Source organism: Sporosarcina thermotolerans (assembly GCF_042658975.1).
In the GTDB taxonomy this organism is placed as follows: domain Bacteria; phylum Bacillota; class Bacilli; order Bacillales_A; family Planococcaceae; genus Sporosarcina; species Sporosarcina thermotolerans.
The window spans coordinates 137,043-157,979 of the sequence record NZ_JBHSRM010000002.1 but is presented as its reverse complement, the minus strand read 5'-3'; the positions used below and the strand labels follow the sequence as shown (position 1 = coordinate 157,979).

Here is a 20,937-nt window from a genome sequence, read left to right as displayed (position 1 = left end):
TTCCCTCCTTTTGAGCCAACCTACAAGTATCATACAGTTTGTATGATAGAGGCTTGTGGAAAGGAGGGAATTGTACATGTACAAAAAAGCGATACCGTTCGTACTCGTATCCGGATTGATCCTAACTGCGTGTAACAACAACGTTCCAAAGAACAACGAAACGCCGATGGAAGCTATCGACCGCGGTACACGTGATTTAACGCCAAGAGTCAATAACGGTGCCGGACCAAATTATGATGGCATCAACAACGGCAACGGTGTGAACAACGGTGTGAATGACAACGGAATCATTAATGACGGCAACCGTACCAACAACGGAATCCTAAATAATGATAACCGTAACAACGGAACCATGAATGACAACACAACAACTCCAAATGGCGTCATCGATCGCAACGGAACTAACAACCGCTAACCACAAGCCACAAAGAAAAACCGCCATTTATTGGCGGTTTTTTTGATTTAAATGGCGGGTTCCCATAGAACGTGGTGGACTTCCTATAGACTCAGTGGAACTTCCCATAGAACCGATGTGACTTCCCATAGAATGCGGTGGACTTCCCGTAGAACGCATTGGACTTCCCATAGATCCGGTGTGACTTCCCATAGAATGCGGTGGACTTCCCATAGATTGCGGTGGACTTCCCATAGAACCGCGGTGACTTCCCGTGGAACGTGGTGGACTTCCCATAGAATGTGTTGTAATTCCCATAGAACACAGCAGACTTCCCGTAACCCCGCATCCTCTTCCGATATAATGACCACATTCCCTTATAAAAAAAACACTTATTTGTCAAAAGCATTTAGCGCAAAATGTTGCCATAAAAAAGATATAAAATCCCGCGGGAATTTAAATTGATTTACCTTACTTCCTATCGCGCATAGTGAATTTGACAAATATAAAGCTTCTGACCTACCTCAACTTCCGATTTAATGAAATTTTCATATTTCAACGAAAACTTGCATTTGCCTCAAACTATTACAAATTGGTAGACAACGATATACAATGTTTGTTGAGGTGAGAATGTGATTATTAAATTACGGGAAAAGACAAAGCAGATCGAAGGATTGATTGCACTGGAAAGGAGGTTGGCGAATGAGAATGAAAATAAAAAAAGAATTGCAGAGAAACTATATAATTAAAAAGCAGGGTATGCGGGAGAATGCCAATATGATAAATATATGTTGGAGTTCAAGCCACACTATCCCCACGCCATTTTGCATGACGTTTCACTAAAGTTTGAAGGCGTTTATTTTCAAATGGATTCAATTTTAATTTCTCCAGCATCCATCATCATAACCGAAGTGAAAAATTTTGCTGAAAAAATAGTCGTTAAACCGAATCCACTGCAGTTCATCAAAGAGTTTCCAAATGGAAAAAGAATATCAATGCGTAGTCCAATAACGGAAATTGAACGAAAGATTCATTTCCTCGATAGTTGGCTAAGGAAGCGAAATATCCAAATTCCGATAAAGGGAATTGTCGCGTTTGCTTACAATAATGAATTACAAATCGAAGCAAAACCGGAAATGGATATTATGTTCACCTATGACGTCCCGTTGTATCTTAGGTCCCTAAATGTTGACCGGCAAATTATTAGCAAAGAGGGAATTATATCCTTAGCCAATGAAATATGTAAAAGTCACCAGGAATTCAATCCATTTCCGATGGCAAATAGATTTGATATTGATCCTTCAAAGATTCGGCCAGGTGTTATTTGTCCAGAGTGCGGAAGTTTTCATATGAAATGGCAAGATAGAAGATGGTATTGCCACGTTTGTAGGTATAATGGCAGCAATGAACACGAGGAGGCAATGAGGGATTGGTTTATGTTAATTAAAAATACAATGACGAATCGCGAATTCAGGTATTTTGCACAAAATGACTGCCGCTATGTCGCAAAAAACCTTCTACGAAGGTCTTCAAAGAAAATGGTTGGCAGTGGCAGGTTTTCACACTATGAAATTGAGTTAGATAAAAAATCCTTGCATTAATTGAAAATACAATGAAATTATAGGAACCGGGGGCTGCCGTGTAGCTATTATAGTTACTAATTACCCTCATTTAACATTGTAAAATTCCCATCAATTCCGGCGGCCTAAATCTCATAGAAAACCAATTATTGGTCAAAGGCATTTGGCGCGAAATGTAGCCAATTGGCAAGCCAGAAAAGTCCCGCGAGAATTTCTCAGCATTGACCTTCATCCCGTCGCGCTCAGTGCATTTGACAAATCAAGGGGTTGGATTTCCAGCAAAACTTCCCATAGACCCGCCGAAACTTCCCATAGAACGTCCCGGACTTCCCATAGACCCGCCGAAACTTCCCATAGAACGTCCCGGACTTCCCATAGACCCGCCTGAACTTCCCATAGAACGCCGCCGACTTCCCATAGACCCGCCGAAACTTCCCATAGAACGCCGCCGACTTCCCATAGAACGTCCCGAACTTCCCATAGACTCGCCGAAACTTCCCATAGAACGTTCCGGACTTCCCATAGACCCGCCTGAACTTCCCATAGAACGTCCCGGACTTCCCATAGACCCGCCTGAACTTCCCATAGAACGCCGCCGACTTCCCGTAGCCTAACTCTTAATCCTCCTTCTCCCGATCCTTCTTCAACCGTGGCCTCTCACGCATATCGGATTCAAACCGCCGCAACAAATCCTCACCAAATAACCCCTCAGTAATCAACTCTTCCAATAAATGCTCGGCGTATTGAGTGCGGGCGCGCTTCAAGCGACCCTTCATCAAAACGGAAATATTGTCCCCGATCTGTTGAACAGTATCTACCGCCACACGGAATCCTGCGGGCTCATTTTCCGGGTAGGAGATGACGACACTTGTATCCAATACTTCTCCGGAATCCTTCCAACCCTGGAACAGCTCCTCATGCTGCTTATCGATGAACATCTCAAGAATCCACATCCGATGACTATTCTCTTGATTAATAATTATCCCATCAATCAACGGAAAGTCTTGAATCTTATCATCAATCAAAACACCGACAGATAACATTTTAAAAGTCTTCAAACGCGCCACCCGCCTCACTTTTTGCTCAAGTATACCATACAGCCGAAAAAAACTTTAGAAACATGCCAAACTCGAATTATCTCGAATAAATGAAAACTTGCAAACCTCGACAGTATCACATTTGGAAATAAAAGGGCTCAAAATCACCCAAAAAAGCAGCCGAAACTCGCAAATTTCACCCCCAAAACTCATTTTTGCCGGTTTGTCAGTTTGACCACTCGCTTTGTATGATAAGGGCATCAAGAGATGGAGGGAGGGGAAACAGTGAATCAGGTTGCACTTGTTGGGCGAATTACGAAGGATCCAATTTTGAGAAGGTTGTCGGAAGGAAGGATGCAAACAAGCTTCGTCCTTGCCGTGAACCGCAAATTTAAGAATCAGCATGGCGAAGTGGAGGCAGATTTTATCCTTTGCACGGCCTGGGGGAAAACTGCGGAAAATACGGCGAAGCATTGTGGGAAAGGATCCTTAATTGGGGTCGGTGGGCGTATCCAATCAAGAACGTATGAAAGGGAAGACAGAAGTCGTGTATTTGTAACGGAAGTAATCGGTGAAGAAATTAGGTTCCTTTCTACGAAACGCAGGAGCAGCGAAAACCTGTACGATGAGCCTGAATCCAATGTGCAGCAACAGTCCAGTGAAAGTAATAGTGAACAAGAAAACGTAAAGTCGAAGTTTCATTTGCCACAGGAGGAGAAAGACGGCTTGCCGATTTATTAACCCATCGGGACGATACATATGGGGAGGGATGGCAAGAAAGCGAAAGGTATTTGTACACAAAACTAAATAATGAAATGAGAATATCTACGAAGCAAAAATGATGTAAAGGAATATGGATACTGGATGGATGGGGGTTCGTCCATATCCAAAGGGGAAGCATTGCCTTCCATTGAAGGAATGCTTGCTGCAATGGCCACGATGATCCGGCCGACCAAAAAGCGGCGGGGACCGCTCCCGCCGTAAATCTGAAAAAGGGGGTAACGCATAATGGAACAGATGGAAAGAAAGATCATTCGACTCGAAATGCAAGTCGGAGAACTGATCCGCATCCTTGCATTACTGAACGAACGGATGGTGGATATCGAATCAAAACAACTTGGAAAAGTCGTATCCATACATAAACGGCAACCAAAAATGAGAATATAAAAAGCCCTAATTCCTGAAAAGAATTAGGGCATCAAGACTACCGTTCAAAAGACAATAAATCATCCAATTCCGTATCGGACAATTCCGTGAGCCATTGACTCGATTGGATCAAATCTGCGGACAGAGCCGCTTTCTCTGTTAGCATTTTATCAATCTTCTCCTCAATCGTACCGACAGTCACAAACTTATGGACATGGACAAACTTCGTCTGGCCAATCCTGTACGCACGGTCAGTCGCCTGATTTTCAACCGCCGGATTCCACCAACGATCCGCATGCAATACATGATTAGCACCCGTCAAGTTCAATCCAGTACCGCCTGCTTTCAATGAAAGGATGAAAATCGGGAATTCACCGGCCTGGAACGCCTCAACTAAATGATCACGTTGCCCTTTCGGCATGCTGCCTGATAGGAAAGGGACATCAATATCATGCAACTCGCTCAGACATTGGCGGATCAATTGACCCATTCCGATATACTGCGTAAAAATGAGACATTGTTCGCCATTTGCCGCAATATCCGCGGCCATCGACACAATTCGATTCAGCTTCACCGACCGCTCCAACATCTGCGCGGCGGGCGCATGTGGTTCCTTCAGGAAAAGACCTGGGTGATTGCAAAGTTGCTTCAAGCGGCTTAACATCTTCAAAATAAGCCCTTTTCGTTCAAAGCCCGTCAACGTATCAAGCTTGAACTTCGTATCCTCTATGAAACTTTCGTAGAGCGCCGCCTGCTCAGTAGTGAGCGGACAATATTCATTCTGTTCAAGCTTCTTCGGAAGATTCAACTGCAAATCAGGATCGTTTTTCGTCCTACGCAATAAAAACGGCCTGATCTTTGCACGAAGTTTCCGTTTCTCAAGCTCCGAATCATCCCGTTCAATCGGAATGATGAACTGATCTGTAAACGTTCGGAAACTACCGAAATACCCTTTGTGAATAAAATCAAAAATCGCCCAAAGCTCGGACAAACGGTTCTCGATCGGCGTACCGGTCAACGCAATCTGATGGTCACCATGTAATTTGCGAATCGCGCGGGACTGCTTCGTTTGCATATTCTTGATATTCTGTGCCTCGTCAAGCGTAATGCTCGCAAACACAGTTCCGCCAAGTGTCTCATCATCTTGCGTCACTGTCCCGTATGTACTCAAAATGACATCCGGCTTTCGTTCGGCAACAAGCTTCTCAAATTCTTCATCCTTAGCCCGTGACGGACCATAATGCGTATGGACAACAAGCGTTGGCGCAAACCGCTCAATTTCCTTCTGCCAGTTTCCTAAAACACTCGTCGGGCAAATGATCAATGAAGGAGCTACTGTTTCAGGTCGCGCATGGATATTCAACAAATAGGAAATCAGCTGGATCGTCTTCCCAAGTCCCATATCGTCCGCCAGACAAGCGCCGAAATTATACTCGCGCATGAAAACAAGCCAATTATAGCCTTCAATTTGATACGGTCGAAGCTCTGCCTTCAAATTCGCAGGCACTCCTGCATCAGGAAGCCCATGTTTATTCGAAATCATATCGACATAATCACGCAACGACTGCTTCATCGAAAACGCAAGAAGGGGATCGTCCGATTCTTCGTCATCATCAATCGGAATAATCTCCTCAGGAATCTCCTGGAACAGAAGATCTTTCACCGTCCACTCACCGGAATCCGCTTGCTCCATAAGCTCGCGGATCCGCTTCAGCCAGAGCGGATCGATATGGAACCATTCATCACCGGAACGGATATACTCTCGATTCTCGTCAACCAACTTTTGGAATGAATCCTTGTCGATCTCCTTTCCGGCAAGAGAAAAGTTCCAATCGAATGAAAGTACTTCATCCAAACCAGCAGCAGCGCGATACGACTGCACACTCGCACTCGTACGGACGCGCATCTTCGACTCCGTCACCGACTTCAACCAAGCAGGGAGAATGACAGGAAAACCGAAAGACTGAAAAACCGGCAAATCTTCCTGGATAAAGATCCGAACCTCGGGATCAGACATCGGCATCGACAAAAAGCGATTGCCCGGCTCCACCTCAATCGAACGTAGGAAAGACACCATCTCGGACTGTTTCTCCGAAATTTCGTCAGCATAATCTTTCCATTTGGCAGGTAACGCATCCGCAATATCTGCATTCATTTTCCGAACAGCAGGCGTCCAATGCGTTCCTCGTTCACTTACGACAACCGTTTCTAACAACCACTCCGTATCCGTTTCGGCATCCGGCTCCGTCAAACGGAAAGCAACACGCATCGGCATGTTCGAAACGGACTCACCCGGCCACCCAAACTCGCGTAGATGCGGCAACAGCGCAGGCAACTGTTCCATTCGCATTCCCGAAGCTTCGATTTTTTCTCGAATCGCATCATGCAAAATCATCGAAGTAAAAACGGAAAGGTTGAGCTTATCCTCGTCAAATCGGATTTTCCCTGCGTCCATCTCAACATGATGCCAAAAATCCGTTTCGGACAAAACGTTCGCGGCCTCACGCAAAGCTGTCAAATGGTCTTCATCCTCAGACGCTGATCCACCGAACGTAGCAAAAGGATGCGTTTTGCCGGAAAATACTTGAATAAAATCATTCGTGTTCAAATGGACGCCTTTTTCATCCGTCGTCGCCAACAAACCGTACATAGCCTGCTCATTATTGAAGAACAGAAAAGAAGAAAGCCTTTCCGGATCAATAGAGCGTCCCGAAGAATCCGTGGCGGAAACCGTATAACTGCCAAGTGCATTTCGATTGATCGACAAATCAAAATGAAGATTCAAAGTACCCTTTTTCGTCATAGATTCAAGTTCCCCTTTTCCATTTCTTCGGATAACGCACGGAGCCTTTTGAACTGCTCGCGAACCGTGTCGATATACCGATTCCAGAAATCCGCTTTTCCGCTCTTTTTCGCGCCGGCCTTCATATTCTTGAACAATTTTACCGCGCGGCGGTAGCTATGACGGTTCTTCTCCTGGATGAACCGTATTGCATACGTATGGAGCAAAGGCATGACAGCAGCGGAATCATTTGAGAGCACAAATTTCAATGTGTCAGGATCAATCCCGTCATAGGGAACATTGAACCTATGCATCAGGGCTGCCCATTCGGCAAAACGTTTTCGTTCAATGAGGAAGTCGCCGAATGTGTCCACACCAGCTGACCCGTAGAGCATGAACAGCTCTTCCCGCCGTTCTTCGGTGAAGGCGGCTTCTTCTAACAAACCGTCAATTTTACGTATAAAGTGATAGCCTTCGTTCGAATTCTTGATTGATTCAAAAAAGGATCTGATATGTGGAAAAATCGTATTCATAATGATGGATAGTGCCTCGTACTCTTCCATCTCCGCTGCTTTATCGGCTAACGGTAGCCAATGATCCAAAAGTTCACCGCCCGCTTTTTCCGCAACTATTGCAAGGGATTCATCATCCCCTTGAGTTAAATAAAAGAAAGCGGCAAAAAACGGTGCATCCACTGAATCATGTTCCCGCAACGAAGCGAGCTCTTTTTCCTTCGAAGCCTGATCGCGATACAAAAAATCCCACAGTATTGAATAGATATCAAGGCGTGCCTGGAAAAGCCCATGATGGCGTAATACCAATCCCGGGAAGTCAATCTTCAACGCATTATAAAAAGCATCCGTCTCAAATGGTCGAGGATTTTTGCCTAACGCTTGGACCTGGCTCCGCAATTTTCCAATTTGTTCGTTGAGCCACGTCTGTATCTGCCACTGCCGGTACGTGAATTGGTTGGATTCCTCCAGTTGCATCCGGAGATACTCCCATGCGGCATCTATGAGGTGCATGCGGTAGAACAATTCAAATAATGGTTTCCACTCATATTCGAAAGGGGATAGAGGAATCACCTTTTGGTCCAATAACGAAGATTCATGAATGAATACATTCGGACTTTCATTAGGGTCCATCTCACGAAGTGGTTTCGTCAGTCTATACAACGCACTGTTCCATGCATTTGGCGTACGTTCTGAAATGGATAGTGCCATTTGTTCTACCTCTCTTCGTTGCCAATCATGCTGCCATTCCGTTAACGACTGGAATCGGGCATACAGGAAAAAGACAATCGCTATTTTATGCGCACACCATTCACTTTCCCCGCAGGAGCAAGTCAACTCCGTCTCAGGAAAGGCGATCTTCACGTCGATTGCTTCACCCTCATCGACAAGTGTCGCCTCCATTGCCGAACCGTCATCTTCGCACCAAGTGTTAGTGAAAGACCCCCTTCGGACAATGGAAATTGCCTTCCTGATGATCTGTGCCTCTCTATGAATATCCGGACGGAAGGAATGTCTGATTGTATGCATCAACTCATCTATTTTACGCTCATGCAAATAAGAAACACGTTCTACTGTCATGTGCATTGGCTCACTCCCTAAAACTAAGCATTCCCTTCATTATAAAGGTTTTAGACCGCAACCGTAAACGATTTCATTTTAAACTGGTGTTTTCAATAGGATTCAAGTGAAACTGAAGGAAATCTAAATTCAAAGATAAGCATTTATTCAAGAAGCATTGAATACTATAGAGAACAAATCATTCACAAAACAGTCACAACTGTGATAGAATAATAATAATCGGAATATTCAATGATGGAGGGATGAAGATGCTTTCTGTTCAACGTATGACGCCGTTTTTCACAAGCCAGGAAGATTTCCGACTTAGGCTCGTGTTTGCCTATCAGTATTTTTCCATTATTAAGGGCGGTGAAGTGTATCAGTTTGTGCCATCCGAAGGGAAAGAAATCGTTGTGAACGTGAAAAGTCTGCAGGTCGAGAATTTAGGTGAGGTATTCGTCTTCCAGCGAGGGAGCAAGTTCATTCGACTACCACTCTATCAGTTGCTGCTTATATCGGATCTACATTTGCATCTTTCGACAATACTTGAAGGGACGTTGAAGTTGAAAATTGAAGTGCCTGAAGTGGTTATTGAGGAGGCAGGCTATCTTATTGAGGAACTTGAAGCGGAATATTACGATCGCATGATTGACTATGCGTTAGAGACGAAGAACCGAAGCTTATTTATACAATTAACGGAAGGAATGCTCTAATTTTGAATATCAACTCATGAAAAAACACTTATCGTAAGTAAACGATGAGTGTTTTTTATTTTTGTAGTTTACGATAAATAGTTTGTGGGTATAGAAGATTGCTTGCTAACTAACTAACTAACTTTTAGCTGGTGAAGAAGTGTAGGGCGATCACGAAGACAGTGGATCCGGTTAGGCCGAATAGGAAGTCTTGTATTGTGAATCGATGTTTTTCATCATTATTCATGAAAATCCGCTCCTTTGTCGATTTCCCGGGAAATTTGACACTTAGGAAATAAAAGTTATTCCATTTAGACTGACCAAAAAGACCTGTTTCCATTCATTGGACTCTACGAAAATTGAAAAATCTTTAGGTTTTGATAAAGTAGTATTAATGGAACCTTTATAAATTCAGCATTTATAAGCAGAAAGGATTGTCGCTATGTTCTATGAATACAGGTTTTGGCACTACTTGACGAGGTCAGATGAGCTTGCTTCAAATCTACAAACTGGTAAGATGCGTAACTTCACTAGAAGGTTAATAATAGTATTAGTCACGGGAATTATCCTTTTTTCGTTAAGAAATATTTGGGGCATGAATACTGAAACACTAACATCGTTAATGGTTTCAATGACAACAACAGACTACATAATTGCAAGATTTGCTTCTCTTGCGGGCACTATTATTTGGTCACTTCTTTACATAGGTTTTCATATTTTCGGGGTCGCTTTGATTCTTTCTTGGATCACGAAAATCCCCTATTCTCGGCTTGTTCCGCTGCAAGTGCTTATAACAGGCATATTGCTGATGGAAAAGGCGATTATTTTTATGGTTTTTGCAATAAAAGGAGTAACTGTAAACCTATCATTCCTATCATTCGGCCCGCTTGCCGCAACTGTAATGGAGAGTTGGTATTTGATCCTTTTTCTTAATCAATTGACGATCACAAGTGCGCTCATCATCTCGCTGCAATTCCGATTCATAACGGGGTATCTCCAGCATGAGAACCGAAGAGCATATTTATGGATGTTAGTCGGCCTGCATACGGCGATGGCCCTAATTACAGCATCAGTCGCATTTATCCCGTTCAATTCCATGCTGAATTCGGTTTTCGGAGGTGGCTTTTGATGAATAAACGAATGAGCATCACCGTTGCCCTCATTATCAGCATGTTCATCGCGGTCAATGTCCACCTTTTATTCTCGAAAAATAGCATGATTTCAAAATCAGTATATGTAAATAAGTACGAGCGCATGACACCGGGTCATTTTGTGGAAGAAATCCATAAAGAAGGGCTTGTTTCACCAGAAGGAATATTCACGGTCTACGTCGGCGATGACGACACAATCGAGGAATGGCTCGTGAAAGAGGGGGACAAGGTCCGAATTGGAGATGAAATCGCACTTCTGCAGACAGAACAAGCTGACAATCAGCTTATAGCTTGGCGAGCGGAAGAAGAAGGGCTTCTTGAACAACGAAATGCCATCGAGTCGATCCTCTCAAGCTTGGAATCAGAACGTTGGACTGACGAAGATAACACAAGTGTTAATACTACAGAAACGCTGGACGAAACAGATATCGAGTTGAATGTTAATGTCCAAGTTAGCCAGGACGGAACCTATGCCCAGGCAATTGCCGAAGCCGAAAGGGAACTATCGGGGATTAATCGCAAATTGACTGTAGTGCAAACACAACTAACACAAACCTCAGCACGTCCGGCATTAGTCAGCCCAGTAGATGGCACGGTCGCTAATGTGAATAAATACGGTACCACACTTGCGACGGAACTATATAGCGACACAAAAGTGATTTCCACATATGTTTCCCTTGATGAATGGCAGAAGGTCGAAGTAGGAGACTTTGTCAGCATCCAACAAAACAATTTGGACACTGTCATCGAAGGGGCAGTTTTAGCTGTCTCGGAAGTGCCTGCAACGGATGATAGATGGCGACAAGCTTATGATCAATTGGATACGAAAGAACGGAAAAATCCTCTCGAACTCTATGAAATTCGTATACAACCAGCGAATGAGCTTTCGACTTTACCATTTGGAGCGAATGTAAACGCGAAAATCGTTGTCAACGAAGCTGATGCAGTAACCATAAAGATTCACTGGCTTGAATCCTACACCAATAACACCGCGATTGCTTGGAAACTAAATGATCATGGTCGAGCCACCAAAACTGAAATTATCATTCCATTTGAATCGACCAACCGAGCAGTCGTAACGGATGGTCTGAAAATAGGGGACGTCGTGATTTACGATGACGACTTATCCAAATACAGCACCCCGTTCAAAGTATTTTTCCCTTTCCCGCTCGAACTTCCCGAAAAGGAGCAATGGCGGGGATTCGGGTGGAAAAACTACTTAAAATACGGCATAAGCCAATAACGAAAACCGCCCACGTGGCGGTTTTTTTATTCGGGCATAAATCCCGCAATTAGGCATAATCTACGAGTACATATCAATTATGAAATGTGTATAGAAATTACATACCAAACGCTCCAAACTTATTTCGATTCTACTTCATCGTCCCACTTAATATAGTGAAACATGATAATCAAAAGAAACGGGGAAGGTAAATTGAAAAAAGTAATCGTTCTAGCAATCATAATCCTATCATTTATACTTACCGCAAATAAGGCTGGAGCTGCAAGTGAGCCGAAGAGATACATCGGACTTCATGATAAAATGCTGCCAATTGAGGATATCCGTGTTATCAATGGAGATACAAAAGTGTTGTTCGAGGACATAACAAAGTTCTTGTACATAACTGTTAATAAGGAAACCGATATAGTTAAATTGTCGAAGCATGGGAAAGAAATAACATTGAAATTGCCTACGGATAAGAAATTCGATACCCCGCTTATTCTTGATGAAAACAATAAACTGTTCGTCAGTTTAAAGTATCTGACGAATGAATTTGACTTCCAGCTCGAATATTTCCCTAAGCACTATACTTTACGCATTTACCGGGACAACTATCCCCATATTAGCCACGTGGATTATGAAGGTGTCATACGAGATTATGTGAATAAAAAGCAGACCGCATTCATTCAGAAGCCGAAAAAAGCAGACGTCTACCTGACCTTTGATGATGGGCCAAATAACTTCACAGTGAAAAATAACAACACATTAAAAAAATATAATGTATCCGCCACATTTTTCTTCCTCGGCAACAATATGAAAAACAACAAAGATATCGTCAACTCTGTCAACGCCGACGGGCATTACATCGGATCACACAGCATGAGCCACGACAAGCAAAAAATCTATAAATCAACAACCGCTTTCTACAATGAAATGCATGAAGGTGCAAAATTGGTCAAGCAGATGACAGGGAAAGACAACAAGCTTGTTCGCGTCCCATACGGCAGCTCGCCATTAGTCACCTCTTCCATGCAAAAACAACTCATTCAAAGCGGCTATAAAATGTGGGACTGGGACGTCGACTCGAATGATTGGCGATACACGGACAAAGAGGCCAATCAAATCTATCTAAATGTCAAAAACGGAGTCAATCGTGCCTATAATTCCGGCAACCGCTCCATTGTCATCTTACTCCACGACCGCAGCCAAACGACAATCGCCTTGCCGCGCATCATCGAATGGCTCCAACAGGAAGGCTATGATCTGAAAACATACAAGCCAGAAAGTCACATCGTCACCAACTTCCTTCGGGATCCGATGCTCTAATTTCACCTGCCGCCCAGATCTTCCTGCGCGGCAGTTTTAAAAATCTCTTATTTGTTAAGTGCACTCAGCGCGAACGAAAAATCCATATACTCAAAGGTATCCACGGTCATATGCGCATAAACTCCCCCAAAAGCTCATAAATACACAAACTCACGCATAATCGCAGCTACATACGCATAAATCCATAAACTCACGCATAACCACAACCACATACGCATAAATCCCGCCAGAAACGCATAAACTCGCAAACTCACGCATATCCGCCTACGATGGCACAGCAAAAAAGCAGCCTTTCCATCCCCGGAAAGGCTGCTTCATCATTATTCAGTCGATTCTCCCACTATTTCTTCCATTTCCTCAGGCTTCGCACGATAAACCATGAAAGCGAGGACAACCGCAACAATCGACATCGCAAACGCAATGAAATAAACAAGTTCAACGCCCGCCACCATCGCCAAGCTTGCTGTCCCTGGATCATTAGGCGTTGCGGATTGATCCAAAAACTTCAACTGCCTCGCATTCATTATGCTAATGAACACCGAAACTCCAATCGCTCCCGCAACCGGCTGCAATGTCGACATGACTGCCGTTCCGTGCGGATATAATCGTTTTGGCAACTGGTTCAACCCGTTCGTTTCCGCTGGCATCATGATCGCCGACACCGTCAGCATGATCAAAATATACCCAAGAACGACAATCCAAATCGGCGTGTCAACCGTCAATCGGCTCATCATGAACATCGTTCCGCTCAACACAAGAGTCGCCGGAATCATCAAGACGCGCGGTCCAAATTTATCAAAGAGATGACCCATGAATGGCGACATGATGCCGTTTAACAAGCTTCCCGGTAATAGCACTAAACCAGCAGTGGCGGCGGTCAACGCCAATGGCCCCTGCATGTAGATCGGCAAAATGATCTCAGACGCGAACATCGCCATGATGATAATCACGAACATGAACACAGCATGCGTAAACATCGGGTAGCGAAATACCCGCAAATCCATGATCGGCTCTTCCAATTTCAACTGCCGAAGCACGAATAGTACAATGCCGACAACCCCCGCAAGTATTGCTGGAAACACATTTACACTAAGAAAACCGTCTGCACTTTCCCCGACGGAACTAAACCCGTACACAATCCCACCGAAGCCGATTGTTGAAAAAACTAACGAAATAACATCAATCTTAGGCTTCGTCACCTCAGATATATTAACCAAATACTTATATGCGAACGCAATCGAAAACAACGCGAACGGAATAACGATTATGAATAAATAACGCCATCCAAGGTATTCCACAATCACCCCTGAAAGAGTTGGCCCGATCGCCGGAGCAAACATGATAACAAGGCCAATCATTCCCATTACCTTTCCACGTCTTTCCGGAGGATAAATCAATAAAAACACATTGAAAATTATCGGCATCAGCAATCCAGTTCCAACCGCTTGGATCAATCGCCCGAGTAATAAAATGGAAAATGCCGGTGCGCTGGCACTAATAATCGTACCAATCGTGAAAACAATCATCGTACCAAGAAATAATTGCCGAGTCGTGAACCATTGCAACAGCAACGCGGAAATCGGTATAACAACAGCCATCACAAGCATGAAGCCTGTCGCCATCCATTGCACGGTCGGCAACGATATTGAAAACTCATCCATAAGTGTAATGAGTGCGATATTCAGTAACGTTTCGTTCAAAATCGCAAAAAAAGCACCGATAATGAGTGAAAGCATAATCGGCATGACCTTCACATTCGGATCATCCGCTAAAAACTCGTATTTCTTATTTTCCTGCATATATAAACTCCTCTCATCCGCCTATTTATTGTTGGCATTCCCGCTCCAAAATAGTCGGAAGGGAAAAATGATAGCATGCCTACAACCTCCTTGCAACTCTTTTTTTGAACAAACCGATAAGTAGTTTAAAATGCTTATAAACGTGTAATATAGTAATAGAATTGAAACAATAGATAAGGATGTGGATCCAAGATGAGCCCGAATCGTAAAGCAACTGAATTGCTGCAATCAAAGACGAACATTCAAAATTGGGGTGCCCGGCGAGCCTCCCGAAAGCGGAAATTTAAAACAACATCCAAGCACGTCAACGATTACATCGTCCTTGACTTTGAAACAACGGGCTTCCGCGCAGGCGCTGACCGCATCATCCAAATCGGTGCTCTCAAATTCATCAACCACGAGCGCGTCGAAGTTCTCAACACATTCATCAACCCAGAACGCCATATACCACTCACGATAACAAGACTTACCGGCATCACGAACGAGATGGTCGAATGGGCACCAACGATTGAACAAAAAATCTACGAACTCATCGAATTCATCGGCGAATTTCCCATCATCGCCCATAACGCATCGTTCGATATGGGATTCCTGTACGCCCTCGACAACATCCAAGGCATCCAGATCCCCGAATACACAGTCATCGACACCGTTCCACTCGCACGAAAAACAATTACCGAAACACCTAATCACAAACTTGGCACCTTGGCAAAGTACCTCCAACTCGAACACGACGCCCACGACGCAATCGGCGACTGCCTCGCCACCGCCGCCATCTACCAATACTGCACCGCTCAATAACCGCCGATCCTGGCGGTTTTTTGAATCAAAAACACATAACCATCACTAAAAACGCATAAACTCTCCCAAAAACTCATAAACTCCATAAAATACGCATAACCGCCTCCAAACAAGCATAACTCGTCACAGTCACGCATAAATCCCACCAATCCCGCATAAACGCCTTCAAGCTAACCCCTTATTTGTCAAAAGCATTAAGCGCGATGTGAAGAAAGAAGTCCAAAAAGTTCCCCGCGACTAAAATTTCACACATCCCTTCAGTTGAATAAATGATATTATTAAATAACCTGCATCTGAAAATAGGGAGGGGACATAAAATGAATAATTCAACAAAGCTATTAGCATTTGTCTATAGCATTTTCATAGTAGTCCCTCTTTATTGGATACTCGGGAATGCGTATTACTTGAATCATATAAACGGTTTTGTATTTTTAGCGGCATTAATAGTTCTAATGATTATTGCTGCAATCCCATTGATTATTTTTCGAAAAGATAAGTTTAGGAGCCTTATTGCAACTTGGATAATCGTATTATCATCACTCTTTTGCGCTTATGAATTACTACTCTTAGAATATGAAAGCAATACCTTTATTGCTGAGGTTTACAGAGAACCAGAGGAAATCATACAAAGCTCCGGGATTTATATTTTGGCAATTGGGCTTAATGACATCCATTACTTGGATGAAGAGAATATCGTAAGGGATATTTACGATAGAGACGGTGTTCAAATTTTTGATTTGTATAAGATTACAAATCGGGATCGGTACAAAAGTAAAACAAATGAAATTAAACGATTTTTGGGATTTGGCAAAGAGCAATTCCACGTAATGGGTGAGAATGTAAAAGGTTTTATTCAGGAAGATATTGTGGTTATAAATGAATTTCTTGGCAGAGAAAACCTTAAAGGCGACAGTGCGGGACTAGCATTAGGACTTTCAGGAATGATCCATCAAGGCAGCTTGCACAACCAAATTCCAATCGGAGTCACTGGAACACTACAGCCAAATGGAAGAGTCAATCAAGTGGGCGGAATAGCAGGGAAGATGATGATATCAGAACAAAATGGTTTTCCGTATATCATCGTTCCATATGCAAATAAGGAGGAAGCGGAAACTATAAAATCCGAACAACAACTTTCAATTGAAATCATACCTGTTCATCATATTGATGAAGCTGTGATTGTAATTAACGAACTTAACGGGTCTACTTGAACATTGCAGAATTCAAAAATCTCACGCATAAACTCCCCAGATCAGCATAAATCCAGAAGTTCACGCATAAACTCAGAAACTTACGCATAAATCCAGCTTCTCACGCATAAACGCCGAAACTCACGCAAAAAAAGAAATCTCCACTTAACATGAAGATTTCTTTTTAGATCTTTAATTATTATTCTCCGCCAGTAACGCCAAGTGATTCACCAGTGATCGCCGCTGCACCGTCTGAAGCTAAGAATAGCGCTGTAGCTGCAATTTCTGAAGGTTCCAGTAAACGTCCCAACCATTGACCGCCTAAGATATGACGATTTAACGCTTCTTCAACCGTTGAACCATCACGTTCAGCAAGCTGAGGTAATTGTTTTTCAATGAGTTCTGTACGAGTAGGTCCAGGTAAGATCGAATTCGCTGTAATGCCAAATTTCGCATTTTCCATTGCGACTACGTTTGTGAAACCGATTTGTCCATATTTCGCAGCAACATAAGCAGATTTATATTGGTCAGGTCTTCTACCGTGTCCTGAAGAAATCGTGATGATACGACCGTAGTTTTGCTTCTTCATTGCAGGGAGAGCATGTTTTGTCACTAAGAATGTACCTTTAAGAATAACGTCAACAACTAAATCCCATTTTTCTTCAGGGAATTCTTCTACAGAAGAAATAAATTGAAGTCCTGCATTGTTTACGACAACATCAACTGTTCCGCGTTCTGCAATCACTTGTTCAACTGCAGTTTTAACACTTTCTTCACTTGCAACGTTCACTGTGTAGCCTTTTGCATTTCCTAATTTTTCTGCAGCCTCATTAGCAGCGTCGCCATTTAGATCGAAAACTGCAACAAAGTCACCATTATCTCTAAATGCTTCTGCAATTGCATAACCAATTCCACGTGCTGCACCTGTTACGATAACTGTACGATCTTTTTTCATGAGTATTTCTCCTTTGCTTCATTAGATTTTTGAATACAATTAGAGATTCTTTTCCACGCGTTTCCACGTAAGCTTATCTTCTGGTTTAAGTCCGTTAAATATAACGACGACATCACCATTAATCTTCGCGATACGAGGCTGAGACTGCCCAAGCCACGTTGGATTCATACTTACTTCCATATGATGAGTCAATTCTTGTTTTTCTTCGTTCACTTCAAAACGACCGGAATATGCTAAATAACCATTTGCTGCTTGAGCCATTTCTTCGATTGTACCCGTATGCAAATCACCGGACTCATAAGCTGGGCGTCCAGATGCCATAAGTTGTGCAGACATATAACCATCAGGGTTGTACATGATGAACCCTTTTGCATCCTCGCCTAAAGGATAAATAACCTTTCCATCTTGATCTGTCGTTTGATAAGACACTAACGACCAAGTCCCAATCACTTGTTCACGTAGAGATACTGTCATTTTTAATTACCTCCTTAATGTTTCTATACTTATTGTAGTAGGTAAACTTATATAATAAAAATACATATAACCAATACAATGTATTTGTGAAATTTATAAATGGTTGTTCATAGAACCTTTACACAAATAATCATTAATAAATAAGAATCGCTGCAATGATTACTGCAATGAGTGCTAATAAATTCGCACCCGTCATTGCAATAAATTGATATTTAAAGCCGTTTTTATGATTCAGTCCTGTTAGTGCAAAGAAGGTTAAAACAACACCTGTATGCGGCATGACTGTAAATACTGCCGATGCAATAGCGGCTACCCTATGAATAGCTTCCGGTGCAATTCCCATTGCTAAATAATTGTCAGCGAATGCTTCCATTACAATTCCCAATGACCCTGAAGCGGAACCAGTAATAGCACCGAAAGCTGCAGAAGCAATGGATAAACTGATAAGTGGATTCCCTGGAATACCCAATATGAATTCTGAAATATAGGTAAATCCAGGTGCCAATGTAATAACAACACCAAAAGCTACAGTTGAAGAAGTTAAAAAGACTGGCATAATCGAGCCAACTGCACCTTCATTAACAACTACTTTTTGGCTTGGGATATAGTTATTGAAAATCAGGGCTGAAACAACAATTGAAGATATTAATGCAATTAATATAATATTAGCTACTTCGAATGCACTTCCGATAAGGATAATGGCAATTAGAAGTACGATAGGTAGAATACTTAGTAAAAATGGGGGAACCTCTTTCTTCACTTCAACTTTCGTATCTTCTACTTCATAATCTGCAAAGGTTTCCCCTCTTGCGATACTTTTAGTTAATACTGATTTCATATACCAAAGTCCAAAAGCAATCGCAACGACCGTCCCAATGATTCCTAATAGTGGTGCAGCGGTAAGGGTTGTGCCAAGATAGGCTGTTGGGACAACATTTTGAATGGAAGGTGTTGCGGGCAGCATCGTCATTGTAAATGTACCTAAACCAAGCATGATCGGAATCGTAATGATATTCCATGCAATATTTAATTGTTTAAATAATGGTTTTGCGAGTGGAACGAGTACAAATACAACAACAAACAAGCTGAGTCCACCGTAAGTAAGGACGGCGGTAATAATAAATAGTGCTACTAATACTGGGAATGGTTTATCTGTACCTGTTTTTGATAAAATCTTCTGCGCAATTGAATGAGCAGCTCCACTCGTATCAATATACTTAGCTAAAATAGAACCTAAAATAAACACGGCAAAGAAATTGATAATAAAACCTGCAAGCCCCGTCATATAAGAATTTTCTGCTCCAACCAGGAAAGTGAAAAGATCCATCTGGTTTGTTACGATGACAATGATTGAAGCAATCGGTGCAACGATCAAAATGTTAAAGCCCTTCATTGCAGCAAAAACGATTAATGCAATTGCGAGCAATATACCTATTACTTGAATACTCTCCATTTTTATTTCCCCCTACATATATTTTTCAGATATATTCTTGTCCAAAAGGTTATTTCCATACCCTGGAAAATATCTTTAATTCAAGATATTTGCAAGGGGAAAATCTCGAATCCAAGAACTACCTCATCTATTGTTATCGCTTTCCTTATCCTTGCGTCCCCATTATAATTGCCATAGGAGTATAATAAAAATACATATAATGTATAGCATATATTTGAAAAACCTATAAATGAGGGGAACGTATGGATAGTAGACAAATTCATTATTTTACTGAAGTAGTCAAACAAGGGAGCTTTTCGAAAGCGGCCGATCATCTGTTTGTTTCACAGCCAACAATTAGTAACGTGGTAAAAGACCTGGAAAAAGAATTAGACACGCAGTTATTGATTCGAACAACAAGAAAATTGGAACTAACGGATACGGGAAAGTTACTTTACCAGTATGGGGAACAGTTCTCTCAACTGTTTCGACAATTAAATCAAGAGTTGAACGATGTGAAAGATGCTGCGAAAGGCACGATAAAAATGGGGATTTTCTCCTCAGTCGGTACGGAGATTCTCACAGACATCATGTCTGATTTCTATAAGCGGTATCCCAACATTCTCATCCGTTTTGTAGAGGACGGAGAGTCAAATTTAAAAAATGCTTTAGATAATGGAGAACTGGATCTGATTGTTCTTGAGGAATCGAAGAATAAGAATCTGAACTATATTCCGTTTTTGAAAGGGGACCTCCGTCTTCTTGTTCATGAAACTCATCCATTTGCAGACAAAGAATCGGTGTCATGGAAAGAGTTAATGGATGAAAAATTCATCATCTTTCACGAAGGCTTTGCGGTTCGCCGTTTTATCATGAAGGAATGTGAAAGAATGGGCTTTCAACCAAACATTATTTGTGAAACATCACAGTGGAAATTCATTTTTGAGATGGTTTCTTCGAATATGGGAATCAGCATCTTGCCTCAAAGTGACGTCACAGAATTAAAAGTCTCTCATTTAGGAATCAAAGTATTGCCACTGATCGATCAAGAAGTCCACTGGCAAATAGGCATCGTCTGGCAGAAAGACGGCTATACTTCATACGCGACGAGAGCATGGATCCAATTTTTAAAACAGCGATTGGAATAAGAAAAACCGCCGAGACCGGCGGTTTTTTAAATGAAACACGCATAAATATCTACCAAAGCTCATAAACTCCAATACTTACGCATAAAGCCCTCCAAAAGCTCATAAACTCCAGTACTTACGCATAAATTCCCATAAAAACTCATAAAATCATATTCTGACGCATAAAACAAAAAAACTCCGCATAACCTCTACTATCTCGATAAGCTCAAAATTCAAAAAACTACCCAAAAATCGAGT

General features: G+C 42.4%; 18 protein-coding genes and 1 pseudogene. 11 read left to right on the top strand and 8 right to left on the bottom strand.

Annotation, left to right across the window (positions count from 1 at the left end):
- The first annotated feature begins 76 nt into the window (after positions 1-76).
- A complete protein-coding gene (locus ACFPZG_RS01720; protein WP_283733043.1) occupies positions 77-415 on the top strand; it encodes a hypothetical protein in 339 nt (112 codons plus the stop codon).
- A gap of 83 nt (positions 416-498) precedes the next feature.
- On the opposite strand, the gene ACFPZG_RS01715 is transcribed toward ACFPZG_RS01720, so the two are convergent.
- On the bottom strand, positions 499-765 hold the full coding sequence (locus ACFPZG_RS01715) for a hypothetical protein (RefSeq protein WP_317940385.1): 267 nt from the start codon (positions 763-765) through the stop codon (positions 499-501).
- A 396-nt stretch (positions 766-1,161) separates the two neighbouring features.
- On the opposite strand from ACFPZG_RS01715, the pseudogene ACFPZG_RS01710 reads away from it, so the two are divergent.
- Positions 1,162-1,995 (top strand): annotated as a pseudogene (locus ACFPZG_RS01710) (nuclease-related domain-containing protein); the annotation flags it as partial.
- Positions 1,996-2,591: 596 nt separating this feature from the next.
- Here ACFPZG_RS01710 and ACFPZG_RS01705 read toward each other — a convergent pair.
- The gene (locus tag ACFPZG_RS01705) at positions 2,592-3,032 is read right to left on the bottom strand and encodes a YwpF family protein (protein ID WP_317940384.1); all 441 of its coding nucleotides are present in this window, start codon (positions 3,030-3,032) and stop codon (positions 2,592-2,594) included.
- A gap of 264 nt (positions 3,033-3,296) precedes the next feature.
- On the opposite strand from ACFPZG_RS01705, the gene ACFPZG_RS01700 reads away from it, so the two are divergent.
- A complete protein-coding gene (locus ACFPZG_RS01700; RefSeq protein WP_317940383.1) occupies positions 3,297-3,752 on the top strand; it encodes a single-stranded DNA-binding protein in 456 nt (151 codons plus the stop codon).
- A 267-nt stretch (positions 3,753-4,019) separates the two neighbouring features.
- The gene (locus ACFPZG_RS01695; protein WP_283733041.1) at positions 4,020-4,178 is read left to right on the top strand and encodes a hypothetical protein; all 159 of its coding nucleotides are present in this window, start codon (positions 4,020-4,022) and stop codon (positions 4,176-4,178) included.
- 37 nt (positions 4,179-4,215) lie between these two features.
- Here ACFPZG_RS01695 and ACFPZG_RS01690 read toward each other — a convergent pair whose 3' ends face one another.
- Both ACFPZG_RS01690 and ACFPZG_RS01685 read right to left on the bottom strand, forming a co-directional pair.
- On the bottom strand, positions 4,216-6,960 hold the full coding sequence (locus tag ACFPZG_RS01690; RefSeq protein WP_317940382.1) for a DEAD/DEAH box helicase: 2,745 nt from the start codon (positions 6,958-6,960) through the stop codon (positions 4,216-4,218).
- Positions 6,957-8,537: a hypothetical protein gene (locus tag ACFPZG_RS01685; protein ID WP_283733039.1), complete on the bottom strand. Its 1,581-nt coding sequence runs from the start codon at positions 8,535-8,537 to the stop codon at positions 6,957-6,959. The genes ACFPZG_RS01690 and ACFPZG_RS01685 overlap by 4 nt, the downstream gene beginning before the upstream one ends.
- A 242-nt stretch (positions 8,538-8,779) precedes the next feature.
- Between ACFPZG_RS01685 and ACFPZG_RS01680 the strand changes: the two genes are divergently transcribed.
- The 4 genes from ACFPZG_RS01680 (at position 8,780) to ACFPZG_RS01665 (ending at position 12,901) form a co-directional block, all read left to right on the top strand.
- Positions 8,780-9,223, top strand: a complete 444-nt coding sequence (locus ACFPZG_RS01680) for a transcriptional regulator (protein ID WP_283733038.1) — start codon at positions 8,780-8,782, stop codon at positions 9,221-9,223.
- 451 nt (positions 9,224-9,674) lie between these two features.
- A complete protein-coding gene (locus tag ACFPZG_RS01675; RefSeq protein WP_381426386.1) occupies positions 9,675-10,331 on the top strand; it encodes a hypothetical protein in 657 nt (218 codons plus the stop codon).
- On the top strand, positions 10,331-11,596 hold the full coding sequence (locus tag ACFPZG_RS01670) for an efflux RND transporter periplasmic adaptor subunit (RefSeq protein WP_317940381.1): 1,266 nt from the start codon (positions 10,331-10,333) through the stop codon (positions 11,594-11,596). The genes ACFPZG_RS01675 and ACFPZG_RS01670 overlap by 1 nt, the downstream gene beginning before the upstream one ends.
- Positions 11,597-11,758: 162 nt before the next feature.
- Entirely contained in the window at positions 11,759-12,901 is a 1,143-nt protein-coding gene (locus tag ACFPZG_RS01665; protein WP_381426385.1) for a polysaccharide deacetylase family protein, read from the top strand.
- 320 nt (positions 12,902-13,221) lie between these two features.
- Here the strand turns inward: ACFPZG_RS01665 and ACFPZG_RS01660 are convergent, their stop codons facing one another.
- The gene (locus ACFPZG_RS01660) at positions 13,222-14,700 is read right to left on the bottom strand and encodes an MDR family MFS transporter (protein WP_283733033.1); all 1,479 of its coding nucleotides are present in this window, start codon (positions 14,698-14,700) and stop codon (positions 13,222-13,224) included.
- A 192-nt stretch (positions 14,701-14,892) separates the two neighbouring features.
- Between ACFPZG_RS01660 and ACFPZG_RS01655 the strand changes: the two genes are divergently transcribed.
- Together ACFPZG_RS01655 and ACFPZG_RS01650 are read left to right on the top strand one after the other, a co-directional pair.
- The gene (locus tag ACFPZG_RS01655) at positions 14,893-15,501 is read left to right on the top strand and encodes a 3'-5' exonuclease (protein ID WP_317940380.1); all 609 of its coding nucleotides are present in this window, start codon (positions 14,893-14,895) and stop codon (positions 15,499-15,501) included.
- A 317-nt stretch (positions 15,502-15,818) separates the two neighbouring features.
- Positions 15,819-16,712, top strand: a complete 894-nt coding sequence (locus ACFPZG_RS01650; RefSeq protein ID WP_317940379.1) for a S16 family serine protease — start codon at positions 15,819-15,821, stop codon at positions 16,710-16,712.
- Between the two features lie 178 nt (positions 16,713-16,890).
- Here ACFPZG_RS01650 and ACFPZG_RS01645 read toward each other — a convergent pair whose 3' ends face one another.
- From ACFPZG_RS01645 to ACFPZG_RS01635, 3 genes are all read right to left on the bottom strand, one after another.
- Positions 16,891-17,646, bottom strand: a complete 756-nt coding sequence (locus tag ACFPZG_RS01645) for an SDR family oxidoreductase (protein ID WP_283733030.1) — start codon at positions 17,644-17,646, stop codon at positions 16,891-16,893.
- Positions 17,647-17,685: 39 nt separating this feature from the next.
- A complete protein-coding gene (locus ACFPZG_RS01640; RefSeq protein WP_283733029.1) occupies positions 17,686-18,120 on the bottom strand; it encodes a lipocalin-like domain-containing protein in 435 nt (144 codons plus the stop codon).
- 133 nt (positions 18,121-18,253) lie between these two features.
- Positions 18,254-19,573 carry a GntP family permease gene (locus ACFPZG_RS01635; RefSeq protein ID WP_283733028.1) on the bottom strand — a complete coding sequence of 440 codons (1,320 nt, stop codon included), beginning with the start codon at positions 19,571-19,573 and terminating at the stop codon, positions 18,254-18,256.
- A 242-nt stretch (positions 19,574-19,815) separates the two neighbouring features.
- Between ACFPZG_RS01635 and ACFPZG_RS01630 the strand changes: the two genes are divergently transcribed.
- On the top strand, positions 19,816-20,700 hold the full coding sequence (locus tag ACFPZG_RS01630) for a LysR family transcriptional regulator (protein ID WP_283733027.1): 885 nt from the start codon (positions 19,816-19,818) through the stop codon (positions 20,698-20,700).
- Positions 20,701-20,937: the final 237 nt, after the last annotated feature.

Bases quoted from the DNA above. Each gene is read 5' to 3' on its own strand.
- ACFPZG_RS01720 (WP_283733043.1), top strand. From the start codon at position 77: ATGTACAAAAAAGCGATACCGTTCGTACTCGTATCCGGATTGATCCTA.
- ACFPZG_RS01695 (WP_283733041.1), top strand. From the start codon at position 4,020: ATGGAACAGATGGAAAGAAAGATCATTCGACTCGAAATGCAAGTCGGA.
- ACFPZG_RS01690 (WP_317940382.1), bottom strand. From the start codon at position 6,960: ATGACGAAAAAGGGTACTTTGAATCTTCATTTTGATTTGTCGATCAAT.
- ACFPZG_RS01685 (WP_283733039.1), bottom strand. From the start codon at position 8,537: ATGCACATGACAGTAGAACGTGTTTCTTATTTGCATGAGCGTAAAATA.
- ACFPZG_RS01680 (WP_283733038.1), top strand. From the start codon at position 8,780: ATGCTTTCTGTTCAACGTATGACGCCGTTTTTCACAAGCCAGGAAGAT.
- ACFPZG_RS01670 (WP_317940381.1), top strand. From the start codon at position 10,331: ATGAATAAACGAATGAGCATCACCGTTGCCCTCATTATCAGCATGTTC.
- ACFPZG_RS01665 (WP_381426385.1), top strand. From the start codon at position 11,759: ATGATAATCAAAAGAAACGGGGAAGGTAAATTGAAAAAAGTAATCGTT.
- ACFPZG_RS01660 (WP_283733033.1), bottom strand. From the start codon at position 14,700: ATGCAGGAAAATAAGAAATACGAGTTTTTAGCGGATGATCCGAATGTG.
- ACFPZG_RS01655 (WP_317940380.1), top strand. From the start codon at position 14,893: ATGAGCCCGAATCGTAAAGCAACTGAATTGCTGCAATCAAAGACGAAC.
- ACFPZG_RS01650 (WP_317940379.1), top strand. From the start codon at position 15,819: ATGAATAATTCAACAAAGCTATTAGCATTTGTCTATAGCATTTTCATA.
- ACFPZG_RS01645 (WP_283733030.1), bottom strand. From the start codon at position 17,646: ATGAAAAAAGATCGTACAGTTATCGTAACAGGTGCAGCACGTGGAATT.
- ACFPZG_RS01640 (WP_283733029.1), bottom strand. From the start codon at position 18,120: ATGACAGTATCTCTACGTGAACAAGTGATTGGGACTTGGTCGTTAGTG.
- ACFPZG_RS01635 (WP_283733028.1), bottom strand. From the start codon at position 19,573: ATGGAGAGTATTCAAGTAATAGGTATATTGCTCGCAATTGCATTAATC.
- ACFPZG_RS01630 (WP_283733027.1), top strand. From the start codon at position 19,816: ATGGATAGTAGACAAATTCATTATTTTACTGAAGTAGTCAAACAAGGG.